22 protein-coding genes are annotated in these 22,378 nt (G+C 44.0%); 12 read left to right on the top strand and 10 right to left on the bottom strand.

All coding sequences use genetic code 11. The features are described from left to right. Window positions 1-32 precede the first annotated feature (32 nt). From lptD to apaH, 6 genes are all read left to right on the top strand, one after another. Window positions 33-2,366 carry an LPS assembly protein LptD gene (lptD, locus tag AC3CIA_RS01865; protein WP_488518438.1) on the top strand — a complete coding sequence of 778 codons (2,334 nt, stop codon included), beginning with the start codon at window positions 33-35 and terminating at the stop codon, window positions 2,364-2,366. 43 nt (window positions 2,367-2,409) lie between these two features. Next, the gene (surA, locus tag AC3CIA_RS01860; protein ID WP_017087006.1) at window positions 2,410-3,705 is read left to right on the top strand and encodes a peptidylprolyl isomerase SurA; all 1,296 of its coding nucleotides are present in this window, start codon (window positions 2,410-2,412) and stop codon (window positions 3,703-3,705) included. Beyond that, entirely contained in the window at window positions 3,695-4,684 is a 990-nt protein-coding gene (gene pdxA / locus AC3CIA_RS01855) for a 4-hydroxythreonine-4-phosphate dehydrogenase PdxA (protein WP_162808203.1), read from the top strand. The genes surA and pdxA overlap by 11 nt, the downstream gene beginning before the upstream one ends. Continuing rightward, window positions 4,681-5,496, top strand: a complete 816-nt coding sequence (rsmA, locus tag AC3CIA_RS01850) for a 16S rRNA (adenine(1518)-N(6)/adenine(1519)-N(6))-dimethyltransferase RsmA (RefSeq protein ID WP_004735898.1) — start codon at window positions 4,681-4,683, stop codon at window positions 5,494-5,496. Before pdxA ends, rsmA begins: the two co-directional genes overlap by 4 nt. A gap of 82 nt (window positions 5,497-5,578) precedes the next feature. Further along, entirely contained in the window at window positions 5,579-5,959 is a 381-nt protein-coding gene (apaG, locus tag AC3CIA_RS01845) for a Co2+/Mg2+ efflux protein ApaG (RefSeq protein WP_004735899.1), read from the top strand. Between the two features lie 29 nt (window positions 5,960-5,988). Next, window positions 5,989-6,792, top strand: coding sequence for a bis(5'-nucleosyl)-tetraphosphatase (symmetrical) ApaH (gene apaH / locus AC3CIA_RS01840; RefSeq protein WP_488518437.1), 804 nt, complete (start codon window positions 5,989-5,991; stop codon window positions 6,790-6,792). Window positions 6,793-6,970: 178 nt separating this feature from the next. Here apaH and folA read toward each other — a convergent pair whose 3' ends face one another. The 6 genes from folA to rplU form a co-directional block, all read right to left on the bottom strand. Beyond that, window positions 6,971-7,450, bottom strand: coding sequence for a type 3 dihydrofolate reductase (gene folA, locus AC3CIA_RS01835; protein WP_065207181.1), 480 nt, complete (start codon window positions 7,448-7,450; stop codon window positions 6,971-6,973). A 40-nt stretch (window positions 7,451-7,490) separates the two neighbouring features. Continuing rightward, the gene (locus tag AC3CIA_RS01830; protein ID WP_009847830.1) at window positions 7,491-7,964 is read right to left on the bottom strand and encodes a threonine/serine exporter family protein; all 474 of its coding nucleotides are present in this window, start codon (window positions 7,962-7,964) and stop codon (window positions 7,491-7,493) included. Further along, entirely contained in the window at window positions 7,964-8,731 is a 768-nt protein-coding gene (locus AC3CIA_RS01825; RefSeq protein ID WP_114632943.1) for a threonine/serine exporter family protein, read from the bottom strand. The genes AC3CIA_RS01830 and AC3CIA_RS01825 overlap by 1 nt, the downstream gene beginning before the upstream one ends. A gap of 169 nt (window positions 8,732-8,900) precedes the next feature. Continuing rightward, window positions 8,901-10,073 carry an Obg family GTPase CgtA gene (gene cgtA / locus AC3CIA_RS01820; protein ID WP_009847831.1) on the bottom strand — a complete coding sequence of 391 codons (1,173 nt, stop codon included), beginning with the start codon at window positions 10,071-10,073 and terminating at the stop codon, window positions 8,901-8,903. Between the two features lie 326 nt (window positions 10,074-10,399). Next, window positions 10,400-10,657 (bottom strand): 50S ribosomal protein L27, encoded by a 258-nt coding sequence (rpmA, locus tag AC3CIA_RS01815; RefSeq protein ID WP_004735905.1) that lies wholly within the window; start codon window positions 10,655-10,657, stop codon window positions 10,400-10,402. 19 nt (window positions 10,658-10,676) lie between these two features. Then, on the bottom strand, window positions 10,677-10,988 hold the full coding sequence (rplU, locus tag AC3CIA_RS01810) for a 50S ribosomal protein L21 (protein ID WP_004740823.1): 312 nt from the start codon (window positions 10,986-10,988) through the stop codon (window positions 10,677-10,679). A 268-nt stretch (window positions 10,989-11,256) separates the two neighbouring features. Here rplU and ispB point away from each other — a divergent pair, with 268 nt between their 5' ends. After that, window positions 11,257-12,228, top strand: coding sequence for an octaprenyl diphosphate synthase (gene ispB / locus AC3CIA_RS01805; protein ID WP_004735906.1), 972 nt, complete (start codon window positions 11,257-11,259; stop codon window positions 12,226-12,228). A 96-nt stretch (window positions 12,229-12,324) separates the two neighbouring features. Here the strand turns inward: ispB and AC3CIA_RS01800 are convergent, their stop codons facing one another. Further along, window positions 12,325-12,516, bottom strand: coding sequence for a hypothetical protein (locus AC3CIA_RS01800; protein ID WP_009847833.1), 192 nt, complete (start codon window positions 12,514-12,516; stop codon window positions 12,325-12,327). A 128-nt stretch (window positions 12,517-12,644) separates the two neighbouring features. Beyond that, window positions 12,645-13,580 carry a malate dehydrogenase gene (mdh, locus tag AC3CIA_RS01795; protein ID WP_488518436.1) on the bottom strand — a complete coding sequence of 312 codons (936 nt, stop codon included), beginning with the start codon at window positions 13,578-13,580 and terminating at the stop codon, window positions 12,645-12,647. Window positions 13,581-13,912: 332 nt separating this feature from the next. Between mdh and argR the strand changes: the two genes are divergently transcribed. The 4 genes from argR (at window position 13,913) to AC3CIA_RS01775 (ending at window position 19,071) form a co-directional block, all read left to right on the top strand. Further along, complete coding sequence (gene argR, locus AC3CIA_RS01790; protein WP_004735909.1) at window positions 13,913-14,383, top strand: transcriptional regulator ArgR; 471 nt, start codon at window positions 13,913-13,915, stop codon at window positions 14,381-14,383. 342 nt (window positions 14,384-14,725) lie between these two features. Beyond that, window positions 14,726-15,694 carry a TAXI family TRAP transporter solute-binding subunit gene (locus AC3CIA_RS01785; RefSeq protein ID WP_017078819.1) on the top strand — a complete coding sequence of 323 codons (969 nt, stop codon included), beginning with the start codon at window positions 14,726-14,728 and terminating at the stop codon, window positions 15,692-15,694. Between the two features lie 255 nt (window positions 15,695-15,949). Then, a complete protein-coding gene (locus AC3CIA_RS01780; protein ID WP_065606654.1) occupies window positions 15,950-18,529 on the top strand; it encodes a TRAP transporter permease in 2,580 nt (859 codons plus the stop codon). A 104-nt stretch (window positions 18,530-18,633) separates the two neighbouring features. Beyond that, window positions 18,634-19,071 carry a universal stress protein gene (locus AC3CIA_RS01775; protein ID WP_004735912.1) on the top strand — a complete coding sequence of 146 codons (438 nt, stop codon included), beginning with the start codon at window positions 18,634-18,636 and terminating at the stop codon, window positions 19,069-19,071. A 111-nt stretch (window positions 19,072-19,182) separates the two neighbouring features. On the opposite strand, the gene AC3CIA_RS01770 is transcribed toward AC3CIA_RS01775, so the two are convergent. Both AC3CIA_RS01770 and AC3CIA_RS01765 read right to left on the bottom strand, forming a co-directional pair. Beyond that, window positions 19,183-20,145, bottom strand: a complete 963-nt coding sequence (locus tag AC3CIA_RS01770; RefSeq protein ID WP_488518435.1) for a D-2-hydroxyacid dehydrogenase — start codon at window positions 20,143-20,145, stop codon at window positions 19,183-19,185. 40 nt (window positions 20,146-20,185) lie between these two features. Then, the gene (locus AC3CIA_RS01765) at window positions 20,186-20,920 is read right to left on the bottom strand and encodes a pseudouridine synthase (RefSeq protein ID WP_488518434.1); all 735 of its coding nucleotides are present in this window, start codon (window positions 20,918-20,920) and stop codon (window positions 20,186-20,188) included. Window positions 20,921-21,078: 158 nt separating this feature from the next. Between AC3CIA_RS01765 and AC3CIA_RS01760 the strand changes: the two genes are divergently transcribed. After that, window positions 21,079-22,356 (top strand): NRAMP family divalent metal transporter, encoded by a 1,278-nt coding sequence (locus AC3CIA_RS01760; protein WP_488518866.1) that lies wholly within the window; start codon window positions 21,079-21,081, stop codon window positions 22,354-22,356. Window positions 22,357-22,378: the final 22 nt, after the last annotated feature.

The raw sequence follows: 22,378 nt of genomic DNA, 5'->3' as shown, positions 1-22,378 counted from the left end.
CTTCATCTAGTGACACAGGATAGTTCAACTTCATGCAATCTTTTTCCCGCACCTTGTTAGCCGCGTCTATAAGTACGGCATTATACGTGTCGACAACTCAAGCTGAAACAATCACCGATAGTAGTGTGCAGGAAATGCCCTCTATAGATCAATGCTTGATCGAGCCCGCAGCAGAAAACGAGACACAGCTACCCGCTCATGTTGAGTCAGATCGCTTAGAAGCTATCAATGGTGATAAGGCAATCTATTCGGGTGACGTAAGAGTTACGCAAGGGAATAAGACCATCCTTGCCGATAATGTGACCCTACACCAACAAGAAAATATCGTTGTAGCTGAAGGCAACGTAAACTTTAGTGATGGTCAAATAAAATCAGTGTCAGACAGAGCAACCAACAATCTGACTACCGATGAAATGACGCTAGAAAATACCGACTACGAATTTCTTTGCGAACCAGGTCGCGGTGATGCGGTTTATATCGCAAAAACAGGTAAAGCGGTTTACGAAATAGAAGATGGCTCAATTACCTCTTGTCCTATTGGCGACAACGCTTGGCGCCTAAGAGCATCAAGCATCAGTGTCGACCAAGATGAAGAACAAGCCACCTTTTATAATCCACGTTTTGAAATCCAAAGTGTTCCCGTCTTTTACTTACCCTACTTAACGGTACCTGTCGGCGACACACGCAAAACTGGTTTCTTGTACCCAACTGTTTCATACGGTTCAAGTGATGGCTTTGAAGCTGAAATCCCTGTTTACTGGAACTTGGCGCCAAACTATGACTTGGAAACCACCTTCAAGTACATGCAAGAGCGTGGTACACAACTTAACAGTAAATTCCGTTACTTGAGCGATTTTGGCTCAGGTAGTATCGAGTCTGAATATTTACCGGATGACAAAAAACACTCCGAAAAAGGCGACCGTTGGGGGGCTCAACTCCAGCATTCAGGGATATTCCAGCAATCGTGGTTGTTTGAAGTCGACTACTCAAAAGTCAGCGATATTGATTACTTTACCGATCTAAGTTCTGGTATTGGTAACCGTGAAGATGGTCAATTGCTCCAAGAAGGCCGAGCAACATACCGTTCACAGAACTGGGATGCTTCTGTACTTGTGCGAGATTTCCAAGTTCTTACTACGAGTAACAATCTACCTTATCGCCTAATGCCGCAACTAGAGTATAACTATTATGCTCCTGAGGTGATGGAATATTTAGACTTTGACATGATCAGCCATGTCTCAATGTTTGATACCGACGCAAGTGGCAAACCCTCTGCGAATCGTATTCATGTAGAACCTGGAATTACAATCCCCGTAGGCAATACATGGGGAACATGGACAACAGAAGCTCGCTTACTTGGTACATATTACCAACAAGATCTTGATGGTGTTGATACGGGCGCAGGATCTGATTATGAAGGCTTGGAAGAATCAGTAAGTCGTGTGATCCCTGAGTTTAGAAGCCATGCGGGTGTCGTACTAGAACGAGATACCACTATTGTTGGCAACTATACTCAAACACTAGAGCCGCAAGTCCAATACTTGTATGTTCCAGAAGAAGATCAAAGTGATATTGGCCTTTACGATACAACACTACTGCAGACTGATTACTACGGCCTGTTCAGAAGCCGTAAGTACAGTGGCGTGGATCGTATAGCAGCCGCAAACCAAGTGAGTTACGGCGCATCCTCTCGTTTCTTTGATGACGAATACAAAGAACGCCTAAATATATCATTTGGTCAAATATTCTATTTTGATAAAGATACAAAGCAAACCCTGAGTAGTGAAGGTTCTGATGCTAAAACTAATTATTCTTCTTGGGCTATTGAAATGGACTTCAACTACGATGACTACCTGTTCTACCATGGTGGCGTGCAATACGATATCGACACTTCGGCTATGCAGCTAGCAAACAGTACTATTGAATACCGTTTTGGTGGTGGTTACATACAAACCAACTATCGCTACGTTACAGAAGAATACATAAATGAAACGGTTGATTTTGACGTATCATCAATAACAAGAGATGGCATCTCTCAAGCCGGCTTACTTGGCGCTTACCAAATTTCACCGAAATGGAATACCAGTGCTCAATATTTCTATGATTTGACTACACAAGAGAACCTCGAGTGGTTAGCTCGGTTAAACTATAAATCGGATTGTTGGTACATCGGCTTTACCTATAGTAACCGTTTGACAAATAACATTAGTGACCCAAACACCACGCCTGAATATGAAAACAACTTCAGTGTGAACTTCGGTATTGTCGGCTTTGGCACTAATATCGGCTCTGACTCTGGCGCTGTTGGGGATAGTAGTTCTGATAACTCTCTGAGCTACGGCCGCCCATTCTTCTTAAACAACTAATTTTCTTTACTGATAAAACATCAGTAAATTTAAAGGATTACACATGACATTGTGGAAACGCACATTAATTGCCATCGCAGCCGCTTGTACTGTATCAGTAAGCTACGCAGCGCCGGTAGAACTAGACAGCGTAAAAGTTATCGTTAACGAAGGCGTGATCTTACAAAGTGACATCGATGCTTCAATGAAGACGCTGCGCGCAAATGCTAAGAAAAGCGGCCAAACACTACCATCGCAAGACGTGCTCAATGAGCAAGTGCTTGAAAAGCTGATCATCGATACCATTCAAACACAAGAAGCGGAACGTATTGGCGTTCGTATTGATGATGCTCGACTTGATCAAGCAATCGAAGGCATCGCGAAAGACAACAACCAGACTGTAGAACAATTAACAGCATCGGTTGCTGAAGAAGGCCTTAGTTACAATGCATTTCGCGAACAAGTAAGAAAAGAGATTGCGGCAAGTGAAGCGCGTAACGCCTTAGTGCGTCGTCGTATCAACATTCTTCCAGCTGAAGTCGATAACCTTGCGGATATCTTGGCGCAAGAGACTAACGCGACCGTTCAATACAAAATCGGACACATCCAACTTCGCTTTAATGATGACCAAACCAAAGAAGAGCTAGAAGCTCAAGCTAAAGAAGTGGTTGAGGAGCTTAACTCAGGCAAAGATTTCAGCACCATGGCTTATACTTATTCAAAAGGCCCTAAAGCGCTACAAGGTGGTGACTGGGGTTGGATGCGTAAAGAAGAGATGCCTACCATTTTTGCAGACCAAATCAAAATGCAGAATAAAGGCAGCATCATCGGTCCTTTCCGAAGCGGCGTTGGTTTCCATATTTTGAAAATTGAAGATGTGAAAGGCTTGGAAACGGTAGCGGTAACGGAAGTTAATGCTCGTCATATCCTAATTAAGCCGACCGTCATCTTAAGTGACGACGGTGCCAAGGAGCAATTAGAGGAAATCACGCGTCGTGTTAACGCGGGTGAAGCGAGCTTTGGTGAACTTGCGCAGCAATACAGCCAAGATCCAGGCTCTGCAGTGCAAGATGGTGAACTAGGCTACCAAACACCGGATTTGTATGTACCTGAATTCAAGCACCAAGTAGAAACACTACCTGAAGGTAAAATCAGTGCACCATTCAAAACCGTGCATGGCTGGCACATTGTTGAAGTACTAGACCGTCGAGAAGTAGACCGTACCGATTCAGCTTTGAAAAACAAAGCTTACCAAATTCTATTTAACCGTAAGTTCAACGAAGAAGCTGGTGCTTGGCTGCAAGAAGTAAGAGCAAGTGCCTTTGTTGAAATGGTTGAGGATGACCAAGATGACAACTAAACGCCTTGTCATTACGGCAGGTGAACCTGCGGGAATTGGGCCAGATTTAACTCTCGCCTTATCCCAAGAAAGCTGGCCACATCAGCTCGTGGTGTGTGCGGACAAAACCCTACTAGCAGAGCGAGCTCAAATGTTAGGGATCGAGGTGGAGCTGTTGGATTACGATTCAACCGCGCCCAAGCAACCTCAACGCTCTGGAACATTGGTTGTGAAACATGTTCCACTCGCTGAAGTCGCCGTTGCGGGTCAACTTAATGAAGCGAACGGCCACTACGTATTAAATACATTAGAAACCGCAGCAATTGGCTGTATGAATGATGAATTTGATGCTATTGTCACCGGCCCTGTTCACAAGGGTGTAATTAACCGAGCTGGCGTTGCTTTTAGTGGCCATACCGAGTTCTTTGCAGAGAAGTCCAATACACCGCTCGTGGTGATGATGTTGGCAACAGAAGGGCTGCGTGTTGCGCTAGTAACAACGCACATCCCACTAGCTTATGTATCTCAAGCAGTGACCGAAGACAGATTAGAGCAAATTATTGCAATTCTGAATAAAGATTTGGTTGAAAAGTTTGCTATTGAGAAACCAACTATCTACGTGTGTGGCTTGAATCCACATGCAGGTGAAGATGGTTGCTTGGGACGTGAAGAGATAGAAACCATCACCCCGACGCTAGAAAAAATTCGCCAAAAAGATGGCATCAATTTAGTTGGCCCATTGCCAGCAGATACCATCTTTAATGAAAAATATTTGCAAGATGCAGATGCTGTTTTAGGTATGTATCACGACCAAGTACTCCCAGTATTGAAATACAAAGGGTTTGGTCGTTCAGTGAACATCACGCTTGGCTTACCGTTTATTCGAACATCAGTCGACCACGGTACCGCCTTAGACTTGGCAGGGAAAGGCCAAGCCGATACAGGGAGCTTTAGAACAGCGCTCACGCACGCCATTGAATTAGTAGAGAAAAAGCAATGAGAAATGATGTCCACTTAGGGCACAAAGCGCGTAAACGTTTTGGTCAAAACTTCCTTAACGATCCATACATTATTGATGGCATCGTATCTAGCATTAACCCACTACCAGGTCAAAACTTGGTAGAGATCGGTCCTGGTCTAGGCGCAATTACTGAGCCAGTGGGTAAGCTTGTCGATAAATTTACAGTTATCGAATTGGATAGAGACCTGGCTGAACGTCTTCGCAACCATCCCGATCTGGCTGATAAGCTAACGATCTATGAAGGCGATGCAATGAAGTTCGATTTCGAACAACTTGTTAAGCCAAACAACAAGCTACGTATTTTCGGTAACTTGCCATACAACATCTCGACACCATTGATGTTCCACCTTTTTGAGTTCCATAAAGACGTGCAAGACATGCACTTCATGCTTCAAAAAGAAGTGGTTAACCGATTAGCGGCCGGCCCAGGTACTAAAGCTTATGGTCGTCTTACGGTAATGGCTCAATACTACTGTAAAGTGACGCCTGTGCTAGAAGTGCCACCAACGGCCTTCGTTCCGCCACCGAAAGTAGATTCTGCAGTAGTACGCCTACAGCCATACGAAGTGCTACCTTACCCGGCAAAAGATCTGAAATGGCTAGATCGTGTATGTCGTGAAGGCTTTAACCAGCGTCGTAAAACGGTTCGTAACTGCTACAAGAGCCTAATCGACAAGGAAGTACTTGAAGAGTTGGGTGTTAACCCAGGCATGCGTCCTGAAAATTTAACGCTCGAGCAGTTTGTCGACATGGCAAACTGGTTGTACGACACTCACAGCGCTGACAAATAATTCTAAAAGGCTCCTACACTTCGGTGAGGAGCCTGTTTTTTATGTAATACTTTAAAGTATACCAACAACAAAAGGTGCGAATATGGATATATCTACGCCTTGTATCAAATGTCAGGTTCACTCTAAATACATAGAGGAACAATCTGAACCAACGAAGAACCGCTACGTCTTCGCCTACATTATTACCATCAAAAATCTCAGTAAAACAACGGTTCAACTAATGTCTCGCCGTTGGCTGATTACCGACTCCAACGGCAAACAACTCACCATAGAAGGTGATGGCGTGGTTGGGCAACAACCCGTGATTGAAGCCAACGACGAATACACTTACACCAGTGGTACCGTCATCGAAACTCCTGTGGGTGTTATGCAAGGTCATTATGTGATGACTGATAACAAAGGCATCGACTTCATAACTGAAGTTGATCCATTCAGACTCGCAATCCCTAATATTCTTAATTAGTCGTACATCCGTATCTACAGGAAATTATTGTGTCGAATTATATTGTCGGAGACATCCAAGGGTGCTTCGACGAACTTCAATTACTGCTTAAAACCGTCAATTTTGATAAGCAGCAAGATACCTTATGGGTTGCTGGTGATTTAGTCGCCCGTGGTCCTAAATCATTGGAGACGCTACGCTTTATTCGTAGCCTAGGTAACGCTGCTAAGGTTGTATTAGGCAACCATGACTTGCATCTACTTGCGGTTTCCTTAGGGCTATTTCCAGCTAAAGCAAAAGACAAGACTCAACCCATTCTTGATGCAGAAGACCGAGAACAGCTGCTCGAATGGTTAAGACAACAGCCTTTGATTCAAGAACATCCAGAGTTCGTAATGTCTCATGCTGGCATCTCACCTCAATGGGATCTAGAGCGAGCGCGTATTGAAAGTCTGGAAATAGCTGATTTATTAAAATCAGAGCAGTGGCAATGGCTTATCGAAAACATGTACAGCAACACGCCTGACTCATGGTGTCAAAATTTAGAAGGGATTGAGCGCTATCGCTATGCGATAAACAGCCTGACTAGAATGCGCTTCTGTTTTACTGATGGCCGACTCGATATGGCCTGTAAACTTCCGCCAAGCGAAATTACCACTGAGCCGTTAGTGCCTTGGTTTGACCTACCACAACGTATAAAGCTGGATAAAACAGTTATTTTTGGACACTGGGCTGCGCTAGAAGGTTACTCAGGAAAAAATGTGATTGGACTTGATACTGGGTGTGTGTGGGGGGGAGACTTGACGATACTTCGCTGGGAAGACAAACAGTTTTTCACTCAAAAAGCGCTATAGAAACACGAGATACGAGATACGAGATACGAGATACGAGATACGAGATACGAGATACGAGATACGAGATACGAGATACGAGATACGAGATACGAGATACGAGATACGAGATACGAGAAGCTTGCGCTAGCTGTGCACAGTAACGCAAGCATTTTCAGAGCCTAACTCTTAATAACCACCGTTAACGCTCGAGAACCACAAACTCCATATCGTGCTTGTTTTTCTCATCCGCTTGATAAGTATCATTAAAGCTCTGCTTCCAACCTTCTCCCCAGTCTGGGAATTGAGTATCACCATCCACATCAAAATCGATATAAGTCAGGTATAACTTGTTCGCTCTTGGTAAGCAGGTTTCATAGATTGAACCACCACCGATGATCATCACTTCATCAACATCACTTACCAGCTCTAGTGCTTTTTCAATCGAAGTTACCGTCGTTACGCCTTCGATTTCTAAACTCTCGTCGCGGCTGATTACAACGTTCAGCCTCCCCGGCAAAGGGCGACCAATTGAATCGTAAGTTTTACGCCCCATCACGACAGGTTTGCCCATAGTTGAACGTTTAAACCATGCGAAATCTGCAGGTAAATGCCAAGGCATCTGATTGTCTTTACCAATTACACGGTTGTTCGCCATTGCCGCTATCATGCTGATGATCATAAATCGAAAGTCCTGTCCTTACTTGAAAATGAAGTTGAAGCTAGACGATAGGTCTACGACGGTAGAATAACAGCCCAGGCACTGCTAAGCCAACCGCAAGCCCTGCGATAATGAACATCGATTTCAAAAAGTTCTCCATCAACAATGCCAATAGTTCTGGGTTGTATCCGGCTCGGTTAATCTCAACCATGGCAATCATCGCCTTAAAGGCAAACACGCCAGGGACCATCGGAATCAAGGCTGCAACCGTAAATACTTTCGGGTGTGCTAACAATTTATGCGACCAATGCACCCCTATCATGCCTACCAATGTAGCAGCAAAGAACGTCGCCCATTCAATAGGAATACCAAAGTGCATCATCAAATAACGGCTACCGTGACCAATGGAACCTCCCAGCGCACAATAAATTAACGCTCGTTGCGGGACGTTAAACACCAATGCAAAACCAACCGCAGGAATCGCAGCAAAAAACATGTCGTTGAGTAACCCAACAAAAAGTTCAAAAATAGTCATTAGTTCACCCACCCCCATACGTCAGATAGGCTCATCGCTGCGACAATACCTAAGCTTGTCGCTAGAGTTAATAGACTGGCCATGGTAAAACGCGCTAACCCCATATTAATGTGGCCTTTAAGCATATCTGCTACAGAGTTAATCAAAGGAAAACCGGGCACTAGCATCAATACTGACGAAGCCATCACGATGGTGGGCTGACCTCCAATATTGTAGAGCACCGCCTGAGCTGAGATGGTGGTGGTGACAAAAGCGGTAATAGCGAAATTTAATAACGGATTGAAATGACGATGACCGATCTCTTGTCTCACAATCATACCGCAAGCCGAAGCTATAAACGTCATCATAAAGACATGCCAATCTCCGCCAGCAAGACGGCTAAAAGAAGCACACGATAGCCCTATCATTACGACAACTAACCAACGGTTGTAGCGTTCAGGACTGATCCCTTGGATCTTATTATAAGCTAAATCATAATCTAGAATCCCTTTCTCCATCATGATACACACGCGTTGAATCTCGGTTATCACCTGCATATTAATGCCACGATCAGCGCAACTTCGAGTCGTCGTTATGCAATGATCATCCATTACTGTTGTCACAACCAACGCATTGGCTGACAGTGCAACTTCAACCTCATTCACCCCACAAGCAATACCGATGCGGCGCATAATGTCACCGACCAATGTGCTCTCGGCGCCATGAGCTAATAACATTTGTCCTGATTGAGCGACTAACCTTGAGATCGCTCTTTGTTTTGATGCCATGATTTCCTTCCCATAGGCGTTAATTATCTAAAGATAAATTTTGCATAAAAAACAGCAAGACGTCATGATTTAGATACAAAAAAACCGCAATTTTCATTGCGGTTTAATAAAACTATCAGCGTATCTTAGAAAAAGCGACCAAAGTGCTTATAAGAAACGACGAGGATTATTAATCACGAACATAGATAACATGACCGTCATCTTCTTCGTCATCCCAATCATCCCAGTCGTCGTCATCTTCAGTAACGACATTCTTACCGGCCATCGCATCTTTATGGTAGTCATCCCACATAAAGTTAACTTTTTCTTCTTCTTCAATTGCTTCAACTTCACGAGGTAGGTTCTCCATGAACTCACCCAGTTTAAAGCAAAGATCTTTGGTACCGATCTTGTTTACAGCAGAGATCTTGAAGTACTCGCCTTCCCAACCTAAAGCTTCGACGATTTCTTGAATCTTTTCGTCAGCTTCTTCTTCAGGCATTAGGTCAACTTTATTGAACACTAACCAACGAGGTTTCTGTGCAACTTTCTCACTGTATTGCTCAAGCTCATCGATGATCGTCAGTGCATTCTGAATAGGATCAGAACCATCGATCGGCAAAATATCGATCATATGCAGAAGAACGCGACAACGCTCAAGGTGCTTCAAGAAACGAATACCAAGACCAGCGCCATCAGCTGCGCCTTCGATCAAGCCAGGGATATCGGCAACGACGAAACTCTTCTCAGGGACAACACTTACCACACCTAAGCTAGGGATTAGCGTCGTAAACGGGTAATCAGCCACTTTTGGTTTCGCAGCAGATACTGAGCGAATAAACGTAGATTTACCAGCGTTTGGCAAACCAAGCATACCAACATCCGCTAGCAGAAGAAGCTCTAAACGTAGTTCGCGAACTTCACCTTTAGTACCCATTGTCTTTTGACGAGGAGCACGGTTAACAGACGACTTAAAGCGCGTGTTACCAAGACCGTGCCAACCACCTTTACCAACCATAACTTTCTTGCCATGCTCAGCAACTTCAGCAACGATTTCATTCGTGTGGATATCAACAGCGCGAGTACCTACCGGTACTTTCATCGTCATATCTTTACCACGTTTACCAGTACAGTTACCACCGCGGCCATTTTCGCCACGCTCAGCATTGTAAAAACGTTGGAAACGGTAATCGATCAGTGTGTTTAAGTTTTCATCCGCTTGAATGTAAACATCACCGCCATCACCGCCATCACCGCCGTCAGGACCACCTTTAGCGACGAATTTTTCGCGCCAAAAGCTTACTGTACCATTACCGCCATCACCGGCTTCTATTTTTACTGATGCTTCATCAACGAATTTCATTTTTTAACTCCGCACTTACGTTGCGTTACCACTCATCAAGGAATGATATAAATTCTAGCAGATCCGTGTTTAGATCGATCACCTAAGATCTAGATCGATCTGCAACCAAGGAACAAATAAGGAGAGGTTCTTTGCTTTCTGTATCTTAAAAAACAAACGGCTTCTTAATAAAACCAAACTGTTTCTCAAAAATAGAACGGCTTATCAAAACCAAAACAAGAGCGTCTACTTTTTTATTCTCGCTATAAATAAAAAACCCTGCCGAATCGGCAGGGCTTTTGAATTCAGCTTGAAAGCTAGTATAAATAATCTAATAAAAGACTAAATTACTCAGCTTCGATGCTTACAAACTTACGGTTTTTAGGACCTTTTACTGCAAATTTCACTTTACCTTCAGTAAGAGCGAAAAGAGTATGGTCTTTACCGATGCCAACGTTTGTGCCAGCGTGGAACTTAGTACCACGTTGACGAACGATGATGTTACCTGCAAGAACAGATTCACCACCAAAACGCTTAACACCAAGACGTTTGCTTTCTGAATCGCGGCCGTTATTAGTAGAACCGCCAGCTTTTTTATGTGCCATTGTTAAACTCTCCTAATACTTAAGCGTTAATGCCAGTGATTTTCACTTCTGTGAACCACTGACGGTGACCAGCTTGCTTACGCGAGTGCTTACGACGACGGAACTTAACGATTTTTACTTTATCGCCACGACCGTGTTGTACTACTTCTGCAGTAACTTTGCCACCTTCAACAAGAGGTGCACCAACAGCGATTTCTTCGCCGTTAGCAACAAGAAGAACTTTATCAAATTCTACAGTTGCACCAGTTTCAACGTCTAATTTCTCTAAACGAAGTGTTTGACCTTCGCTTACTCGGTGTTGTTTGCCACCAGATTGGAAAACAGCGTACATATTTTACTCCGCTTTTTCCGCACAGCCTATGGTTGTTAATTCTACAACTCGGGTGTGCGCTAAACTAATCAATAGGGCGCAGATTCTACGGGAATCATGCCGCTATGACAAGCCATATTTTTAAAATATTGGCGAAAACATGTTCGCCAAAGAAAAGTGCGGCAATGATGCCTTTAAGTGATGTATTAATCAACGTTTTTTAGTGTATTATTCAACAATTAAATACAACGTATAAGCCTTACAGGGTCTAACTTCAGCCGGATGAACAATGGATTTTAAAGCTATCCAAACGCTTACTGCCAATGATATGGCAAAAGTGAATGAAACAATTCAAGCCCAACTTAATTCTGACGTAAGTTTAATCAACCAGCTTGGTTTTTATATCGTTAGCGGTGGTGGCAAACGCCTACGTCCTTTGCTTGCTCTTTTATCTGCTCGTGCTCTTGGTTATCAAGGTGAAGCTCATATCACCTCTGCAGCTTTTATCGAGTTTATTCACACAGCTACCCTTCTCCATGATGATGTCGTCGACGAGTCGGACATGAGACGCGGTAAAGCGACAGCCAACGCAGCTTTTGGTAATGCCGCTAGCGTTTTGGTGGGTGACTTTATCTACACTCGCTCGTTCCAGATGATGACAACGCTAGGATCCTTAAAGATCCTTGAGTTAATGAGTGAAGCAGTTAACGTGATTGCCGAGGGTGAAGTTCAACAATTAATGAACTGTAATAACCCGGACACCACAGAAGAAAGTTACATGCAGGTCATCTACTCGAAGACCGCTCGCTTGTTTGAAGCTGCAACGCAAATCGGTGCAATTCTTAGCGAATCATCACCTGAAATCGAAACGGCTATGCAAAACTACGGTAAATACCTAGGCACTGCATTCCAATTGATTGATGATGTGATGGATTACACTGCTGATGGTAAAGAGATGGGTAAGAACGTTGGTGACGATCTAGCCGAAGGCAAACCAACACTGCCTCTACTTTACGCAATGCACAATGGTTCTCCTGAACAAACCAGCATGATTCGAGAAGCGATTGAAAAAGCCAATGGTATGGAGCGTCTCGACGACATTATGGCTGTTATGAAAGAGACAGGCTCATTAGAGTACACAACAAATAAAGCCTATGAAGAAGCAGATAAAGCCATTGCTGAGCTTTCTGTACTTCCTGATTCAGAATATAAGCAGGCTTTAACCACGCTAGCTCACCTTGCAGTAAAACGTAGTAAGTAAGCAGGTTAATAGACAACTCGCTTCTAGCTTCTATATAAATAACAAAAAAGAGCCGGTTGGCTCTTTTTTTGATCCTGTTAGATATAACTCCGGGTTTCAATATCGACTCGATTCTAATGATAAAGGTAATTGCGCTTCGATCTCTTCAAGTTCTTCCAATGGAACCGCATATTGCTTATGACTATTGTAAGACTCAAATAAAGCGAACTGCTCTTGCTCATCGATAACCAATATCTTGCCCAAGCGACCTAGATAGTTAACATTCATTCCTTTTTGTACTCTAGTCATCGTTCAATACCCTAATTCTTCGTGGTTATAAAAGTATTACGAGCGGGTTGAATGCAAGGATCAAAAAAGCCGATCATAATGATCGGCTCTTATTAACTATCTTTTGGCTGAGTTAAATGGTGTCCCGCTTATTTAGCGAATTCAACACCGATCTCAATATCGCCATTTAGCGTTTCTAGCATGCTGTCTAATGCGTTGCGTTCGAAGTCGCTCAGTTCACCGTAGCTAAGGATCGCTTCTGCGCCCTCTTTGCCAAGTTTAACTGGTTGTGCGAAGAATGGTGCGTGCTCGCCTTCACCTTCAACATATGCACATTCAATTACGTTCTCTTCGCCTTGAAGCGCTTTCACTAGAGCAAGACCGAAACGACATGCCGCTTGACCCATAGATAGTGTTGCACTGCCGCCGCCAGCTTTAGCTTCTACTACTTCAGTACCCGCATTTTGGATACGAGTTGTTAGCGCTGCGATTTCTTCATCAGTAAACTCTACGCCTTCAACTTGAGAAAGTAGAGGAAGGATCGTTACACCTGAGTGACCGCCGATAACAGGAACACGGATGTCGCTTGGATCTTTATCTTTCAGCTCAGCAACAAACGTTTCAGAACGAATAACATCAAGAGTAGTAATGCCGAATAAACGACGCTTGTCGTAAACGCCCTCTTTCTTAAGTACTTCAGCAGCGATTGGTACTGTTGTGTTTACTGGGTTAGTGATGATACCAACACAAGCAGTAGGACAAGTAACTGCGATTTTCTCTGCAAGAGACTTAACAATGCCAGCGTTCACATTGAAAAGATCCGCACGATCCATACCAGGCTTACGAGCAACACCCGCAGAAATAAGTACAACATCCGCACCTTCTAGTGCTGGTGTTGGATCTTCACCCGCGTAACCTTTGATCGAAACAGGTGTTGGGATATGGCTAAGATCGGCAGCGACACCCGGTGTTACCGGAGCGATGTCGTAAAGTGCAAGATCTGAACCAGCAGGTAGGCGGTTCTTTAGTAGTAGGGCTAGGGCTTGACCGATGCCACCAGCGGCACCAATAACAGCTACTTTCATTGTTATTCTCCTTGAGAGATTTCTCTTATAAATTCTTGGTAGGGTAGTTCTTGAGCTAAATTATGGTTAAAAAAATATATTAATCACAAAGTGATTACAATCAATTAACGCCAGCTTTGCGACTTCGCGCAAGTCAATAAAACCGTGCTACACAGCAAGTTCGCATTATGGCGATAATCGACTGAAATAACAAAATAAGTCGACACTAATAACACATTATTCTATTAAATTTTTACAGTGATATGACTAACAAATTGCCGTGATATTTTAGCTAAAATTGAATATGTATGCGAGAATATGCAAACATCTTTGTTAATGAATAAGAATGACATATGCGCAATACAGAAAAACAAGACAACTTAGTTCGTGCTTTTAAATCATTACTAAAAGAAGAACGTTTTGGTTCGCAAGGCGAGATTGTCGATGCCCTCAAACATGAAGGTTTTGAAAGTATCAACCAATCTAAAGTTTCGCGTATGTTAACCAAGTTTGGTGCTGTTCGAACTCGTAATGCAAAAATGGAGATGGTTTACTGTCTTCCTGCTGAACTTGGTGTTCCGACAGTTTCTAGCTCTCTGAGAGAATTAGTATTAGATATCGACCACAACAATGCATTGGTGGTGATACACACCGGCCCAGGTGCGGCGCAGCTTATTGCTCGTTTATTGGACTCATTAGGTAAGTCGGAAGGTATACTAGGTGTCGTTGCAGGCGATGATACTATCTTCATCACGCCAACCTTGTCAGTTACCACGAAGCAATTGTTTGATTCTGTGTGCGAACTGTTTGAATACGCAGGATAATTGGTCACAGTTTCATAACCATAAACCTGATTAATGGATCACGAACACCGATTCGCATCGTGATCCAAATCACATCCTAGAATATCTATCTCCCCCTCCTCAAACACCACTAAACCATTGATTTTAAAAAACTCAGTAGCAAATCAAACACAAGATCTAACCGTCATTTGTTAGATTTTTTAGCTATATCTTTTAACATTTGAGTAATTTTCTGCCAATTTTTGATATTATTCAGCCACTTTTTCATCACATGGATTGAAAAAGGTGCCGTTTCCAAATAGGAAACTCCAGAAACGACTACACTTGTTTCAGGGTTAATAATGAATAAAGGAAGGGAAATTCATGGCATTTACCAAACTTATTAAAGTTGGGGCTATTGCAGCTGCTGTAATGGGCGCTGGCGCAGTTAACGCTCAAGAGTTCATCACAATTGGTACAGGTTCAGTAACGGGTGTTTACTACCCAACTGGTGGTGCTATTTGTAAGCTTGTGAACAAAGGCCGCAAAGACCACAACATTCGTTGTTCTGTAGAATCTACTGGTGGTTCGATCTACAACGTTAACACCATCCGTGCTGGTGAACTAGATTTCGGTGTTGTTCAATCGGACTGGCAATACCACGGCTACAACGGTACAAGTAAATTCAAAGATCAGGGCGAATACAAAAAACTTCGCGCTATGTTCTCTTTACATACAGAACCGTTCAACATCATCGCTCGTACCGATGCTGGTATCAACAATGTGTCTGACCTAGCAGGTAAGCGTGTAAACATTGGGAACCCAGGCTCTGGTGACCGTGCAACGATGGGTGTTGTAATGGACGCTATGGGTTGGACTAACGATAGCTTCAAGCTTGCTTCTGAACTTAAAGGTTCTGAGCGTTCACAAGCACTTTGTGACAACAAGATTGATGCATTCATCTACATGGTTGGTCACCCGAACGGATCAATCAAAGAAGCAACGACTTCTTGTGATGCAAAACTAGTTTCAGCAACTGGTCCACAGATCGACAAGATCGTAGCTGAAAACCCATACTATGCATACAGCACAGTTCCAGCTGGCATGTACCGTGGTACAGATGCTGACGTAAACAGCTTCGGTGTTGCAGCAACTATGGTAACAACGTCTGACGTTTCTGATGAAGTCGCATACAACGTTGCTAAAGCGGTATTTGAAAACTTCGCTACATTCAAACGCCTGCACCCAGCATTTGCAAACCTGAAGAAAGAAGACATGGTTAAAGCGGGTATCTCAATCCCTCTTCACCCTGGCGCAGTAAAATACTACAAAGAAGTAGGCCTTCTAAAGTAATTCTACTTTAAGCCTGCTCTACCAATAAGGAGGCATGTCCTCCTTATTGGCTTTTCACGTTTTATAAAAATAACCCAAGTGAAAAGAGACAAACCTTTAAGTTTCTCCAATTTGGCGAACTTACCTTCGTATCAAGCCTAAGACAGAGACGAACAAAAAACGCATTTCCCTATCCATTCGCTACACTAGATAGGAAATAAATAACGTCTCGTTGTTCGTAAGAAAGGCAGACCATCAATAATAAGGATAAAGTACATGACGCAGACAACATCACCGTCTCCAGATGTGCAAGAAATGGTGGCACAATCAGACACTGGTGCGCGTAGCCCTCGCGGTATCCAAGGCCGTATTTTATGGTTTGTGCCTCTATGTTGGTCACTGTTCCAACTTTGGTATGCATCTCCGCTGCCGTTCATTTTTAACTTCGCAATTTTAAACGACACTGAAGCTCGAGCAATTCATCTTACGTTTGCCATCTTCCTAGCCTTTACCGCTTACCCAGCCATGAAAAATTCACCTCGGGATAGAATTCCTGCGGTCGATTGGATATTAGCGCTGGTTGGTAGCTTTTCAGCTTCGTATATCTATATTTTCTATACTCAACTCGCTGAACGTTCAGGCGCACCAACAACATTCGATATTGTTGCTGCTGTATTTGGTATGGTTCTACTGCTTGAAGCAACACGACGCGCTTTAGGTCCACCTCTTATGGTTGTGGCTGCAGTATTCCTACTTTACACCTTTGGCGGTCCACACATGCCAGACGTTATCGCCCATAAAGGTGCAAGCCTGAACAAGGCAATGTCGCATCTGTGGCTAACAACTGAAGGTGTATTCGGTGTTGCTCTTGGCGTCTCTACGTCATTCGTATTCTTGTTTGTACTGTTTGGTGCAATGCTAGAACGCGCAGGCGCAGGTGCTTACTTCATCAAGGTTGCGTTCTCTTTACTTGGCCACATGAAAGGCGGCCCAGCGAAAGCAGCCGTTGTTGCATCTGGCCTATCCGGTCTTGTGTCTGGTTCATCTATCGCTAACGTGGTAACCACGGGTACTTTCACGATCCCTCTCATGAAAAGAGTCGGATTCTCAGGTGAAAAAGCCGGTGCTGTAGAAGTTGCCGCTTCAACCAATGGTCAATTAACTCCACCAATCATGGGTGCTGCTGCATTCTTGATGGTTGAATATGTGGGTATCTCGTATGTAGAAGTGATTAAAGCGGCGCTATTGCCTGCTCTTATCTCTTACATCGCCCTGATTTACATTGTTCACTTAGAAGCATGTAAAGCAGGTATGACTGGCCTACCTCGTCGCCACACACCAACTATCGTACAAAGCCTACTGTCTTTCACTGGTACCATTCTTGGACTATGTGTCATCAGTGCGGCGGTTTACTACGGTGTCGGCTGGACGAAAGATGTGTTTGGCGATGCAGCGACACCTATTGTTACCGTTGCTCTATTGATCGCTTATGTAGCCTTGGTTCGAGTATCAGCAAAATATGCCGCTGAAGGTGGCATGGACATCGATGCCGAGCTAACAGAAGTACCCGATCCAGGCCCAACCATTAAATCTGGCCTGCACTTCCTACTGCCTATCGTGGTGCTTGTTTGGTGTCTGACTGTAGAGCGATTCTCTCCAGGTCTTTCTGCCTTCTGGGCAACAGTATTCATGATCTTTATTTTGATCACACAGCGTCCTTTGATGACTCTGATGAACAAATCGGACGATCTTGCAGAGCAAACTAAAGCAGGTTTCGTTGACCTATTAGAGAGCTTGGTTTCAGGCGCGCGAAACATGATCGGTATCGGTGTAGCAACAGCTGCAGCAGGTACGGTTGTAGGCGTGGTGACTCTGACGGGTATCGGCTTGGTAATGACGGACTTCGTTGAGTTTATCTCAGGCGGTAGCATCATTCTTATGCTGCTATTCACTGCGGTAATCAGCTTAATCTTAGGTATGGGCTTACCAACAACGGCAAACTACATCGTTGTATCAACGCTGATGGCTCCGGTAATTGTTACCTTAGGCGCGGCGCATGGCCTGATCATCCCTCTGATTGCAGTTCACTTATTCGTGTTCTACTTCGGTATCTTAGCCGATGATACACCTCCGGTTGGCTTGGCAGCCTTTGCGGCCGCCGCGATTGCAAAATCAGACCCGATCCGTACTGGTATTCAAGGCTTTACCTATGATATTCGGACCGCGATCTTGCCATTCATGTTCATCTTCAATACCCAACTACTGTTGATGGGCATTGATTCTTGGTGGCATCTATTCCTCACTATTTTCTCTTCTGTAACTGCGGTACTTATCTTTGCCGCTGCAACGCAAGGTTGGTGGTTTACCAAGAACAAATGGTGGGAAACGATCCTATTATTGGTTCTAACTTTCTCTTTCTTCCGCCCTGGCTTCTGGTGGGACATGATTTATCCAGAGAAAGTTCTTTCACCTGGAGTTGAGATCGCTCAAATCACAGAAGGTCTATCTGTGGGACAATCTCTTGAGTTAAGAGTGGGTGGCGAAAACTTAGAAGGTGACTATTCTGAGAAGACGGTTCGCCTTCCATTTGAAGATTCTGCGACAACAAGTGAAGACCGCATTGCTTCAATGGGCTTAATGCTGACGAAATCTGAAGGCAAGATGATTGTCGACATGGTTGAGTTCGGTAGCCCAGCAGAAGCGGCTGGCATTGACTTTGATTGGGAAATTAAATCAGTTATCCAAGACGCAGAAAGACCAATGAAAGAGTGGGTATTCTTACCATCCCTACTGATTCTAATTGGCTTAGCGATGAACCAAAGAAGGCGTGCTCGTAAGGATGAGATTAGCGCGTAATGGATAGAGCCAAGTAGTGCTCAACTCTATTTGGCTTTATTACATGGAAAGGATAATCACAGCGCTTGGTCAATACTAAGCGCTGATAAAAAAGAGAAAAACACATGTATAAACAAATCCTTGTTCCTGTTGATCTTAACGACAAAGGCTTTTCTGACAAAGCTGTTGAATTAGCGGTATGGCACGCAAAGCACAGTAATGCTGAAATCCACATCTTGAACGTATTGCCGGGCATTCACATGTCGATGGTTGCGTCTTACTTCCCGAAAGATGCAGCAAACCAAATGAAGCTCGATGTGAAAAATCAGCTGAAAGAGTTTGCAGACAAGTACATCGACGATGAAGTGGTTTATAAGGTTCACGTTGCAGAAGGTAAAACCTACACAACGATTCTAGATTACGCAGAAAAGCTTGGGGCAGACCTGATTGTGATGCCTAGTCATAAGCGCTCGAAAATCGACAAAGTGGTACTGGGTTCAGTGGCGAGTAAAGTCGTACAGAATTCACCAATCAATGTATTGGTCATCAAACCTCAAGGCTAATGGCTTCTGGCAGATAAGCTAAGTCGAACTACAGACAAAACATCTAAAAAGGTTGGCTCAAAGCCAACCTTTTTTATGTCTGAAGCTGAGCATATAACCGCTTACTGTGAATTAACTGACGAGATTCTGCGGCTTACCTGAAGCAAAGGCATCAATGTTATCGATTAAGATATCAGACAGCTTTTGAATTGAGCTATCACTGCCCCACGCCACATGTGGCGTTAACAGTAAATTTGGCAAATGACTGTTAGCCAGTAATGGATTCGAGTTGTCAGCCGGTTCTTGTGTGAACACATCCATACCCGCGCCCGCAATCTCTTGATTTTTCAAAGCTTCAACTAAGGCTTGTTCATCCACGAGTCCACCACGGCCAGCATTAATTAACACCGCATTTGGTTTCATCATGGTTAGCTCCCGCTCTGAGATCAGGTCTCGAGTCGCTTTGGTCAATGGGCAATGTAAGCTGATTGCATCTGCTTGTTGTAACACTGTATCAAAAGGTAGATACCCTTCTCGACAAGAGTCAGCCCCTTTACGCTCAGCAAAGATAACATTCATACCAATCGCTTTAGCCAATGCCGCCGTTGCTCGTCCTAAGCCACCACTACCGATTAAGCCTAATGTACTGCCTGCAACATCTTGAATCGGATGAGTAAAGAAGCAGAATTGTTGATCCTTTTGCCACTCGCCGGCTTCGATGTCTTGATGGTAACCAACGAGATTACGCTTTAACGCAAATAGCATCGCGATAACATGCTCAGGTACCGATTGAGTCGCGTAACCTTGCACGTTTGTCACTGCGATATTGTTACTCTTACAGTAGCCAACATCGACATTATTCACACCCGTTGCTGAAACGGCTATTAGCTTAAGCTGTTGTGCTTGAGCTAAATTCGATTCGTTGAGCACCACCTTATTGGTAATAACCACATCAGCGCCTTCAATTCGTTCAGACACTTGCTCCGGCGAAGTAAAATCATACTCAACCCACTGATGTTCAAAGCTGATAGGTTTTAAATGAATTTGAGATGGGATGGTGGCTCTGTCGAGAAAGACCACTTTCAACTTCGGCATTGTACGTCCTTGTATTGGTATTGGTATTGATTTAACCATTCTAAGCTTTTAGCTTGTTGTAGTCTGGAAGCTCTGGCGCAATTTCAAAGTGCTGTTCAATTTGCGGTGATGCTTGAGGATAAAATTCACACGGAACAAAGGCTTTGAAAAGCTGATTATTAGCCGGATGATAAAAGCTCAGTTCACACGCGTGCAGAGCTAACCTATCACTATAGTTAAACGCATCTGGCGTTGCATAAAACTCGTCGCCAACGATTGGATTCCCTAGTTCCATGCAGTGAACACGTAACTGATGAGAGCGGCCAGTGATCGGCAGCAACTTCAACAATGCCGTTTGAGCCTCTTGTCGCTCCACCACATAGCGAGTCTGTGATGACTTACCATCCTCGAAGCACACCTTTTGTCTTGGTCGATTTAGCCAATCACAAATGAGTGGCAGATCAATCAAACCTTCTGCTTCTTCTACTGAACCCCATACTCGCGCGTAATAGAGTTTGTGTGTCAGTCGATATTGAAACTGCTTCTTCAAATGACGCTCAGCTTGTTTGTGTTTAGCGAGCAGCATCAAGCCCGATGTCGACATGTCCAGTCGATGCACCACCTGAATATCCGCAAATTCGACAACCAACCGACTCCACATACTGTCGTAATGCTCTGGCAATCTCCCTGGCACCGAAAGCAGGCCTGCAGGCTTGTTCACCACAAGAATATCGTCATCTTGATAAACAATATCAATCCACGGCTCACACGGTGGTGTGTACTGTTCTAACGCCATTAAAGCCTCTTAATTACTGGTTAATAAATAATTTACGGTTGATTCGTTTATTAATAAATACAATTTTCAACATTTCCGTACATAAAAGTTGACGACCTTACAAAACATGGTATTGATAGGGTAACGGATAACAAGAAGTCAGCATCAAAGGAAAAATGATGGAAAGTACGGTTAAAACCACCAGCACAAAAACACCAACTTCAGCTCCCCTATCAAGTTTAATTAAGTCTCTTGGCCCAGGCATTATGATGGCCGCAGCAGCCGTAGGTGGCTCTCACTTAGTCGCCTCAACCAAGGCTGGTGCGATTTATGGTTGGCAGCTAGCCGCGCTTATTATCCTCGTAAACATATTTAAGTACCCATTCTTCAGAGCCGGTATCCAATACACACTAGGAACGGGTCAAAGCTTGGTGGAAGGTTACTCTAACCTAGGCCGCCCATACCTTGTGATCTTTTCTATTTTGAGTGCAATTTCCGCGGTTGTGAATACCGCAGCCTTACTGTTATTCAGCGCAAGCTTACTCAGCTACTTTATCCCTTTCGATTTAGCCACCAGTACACTTTGCATGATTGTTTTAGCAACGTGTTTGGTCATTCTATTTGCGGGTCACTATCGAGCTCTTGATACGCTATCTAAAGCGATCATGGCGATCCTGACCATCACCACTCTAGCTGCTGTGGCTATTGCTATTGGCTCTCCAGTCGAACCTGATGCTGCATTTGTTCCACCGTCGCCTTGGTCATTGGCTGCTATTGGCTTTATCGTGGTAACCATGGGTTGGATGCCTGCGCCTATCGAGATATCAAGCATCACCTCAATGTGGTTAAAAAGCCAAAAAGAGAAACAAGAAGTGACCGCTCAATCAGCATTGTTTGATTTCAACGTAGGCTACATTGGTACGGCATTACTGGCGCTGGTATTTGTCGCGTTAGGCGCCCTAGTACTTCACGGCTCAGGTGTTGAACTGTCTCGCTCAGGTGTTGGCTTCACTCATCAATTAGTCGGCATCTACGCCTCGACAATTGGCGACTGGTCTCGTCCATTAATCGCACTTATCGCCTTCTTCTGTATTTTTGGCAGTACCATTACCGTTATCGATGGCTATTCACGTGTGCTTGCCGAATCACAGCGCCTGTTATTGAAAAAAGAATCGAGCCCAAGAATGCTGCAAGGCTGGATTATCATTGTTTCTATCGCGGCATTGGCGATTGTGATGTTCTTCAGTGCAGCACTGATGCCAATGCTCGATTTTGCGATGGTACTCGCCTTTATCACGACCCCCTTCTTCGCGTTACTGAATTTCATTTTGGTGAGCAAAGCAGAGCTACCTAAAGCGCTTGCGATTGGTAACAAACTGAAATGGTTATCGATAGCTGGTCTCACTTACTTGTTTGGCTTCTTAGCTCTGTTCGTTTGGTGGAAATGGTTGATGTAATCAGCGATCCAAATTATTAGCC

The organism is Vibrio sp. QJM3NY_27 (assembly GCF_057785955.1).
Note: the sequence above shows the minus strand (reverse complement) of the source record. Positions and strands in the feature narration are given on the sequence as shown.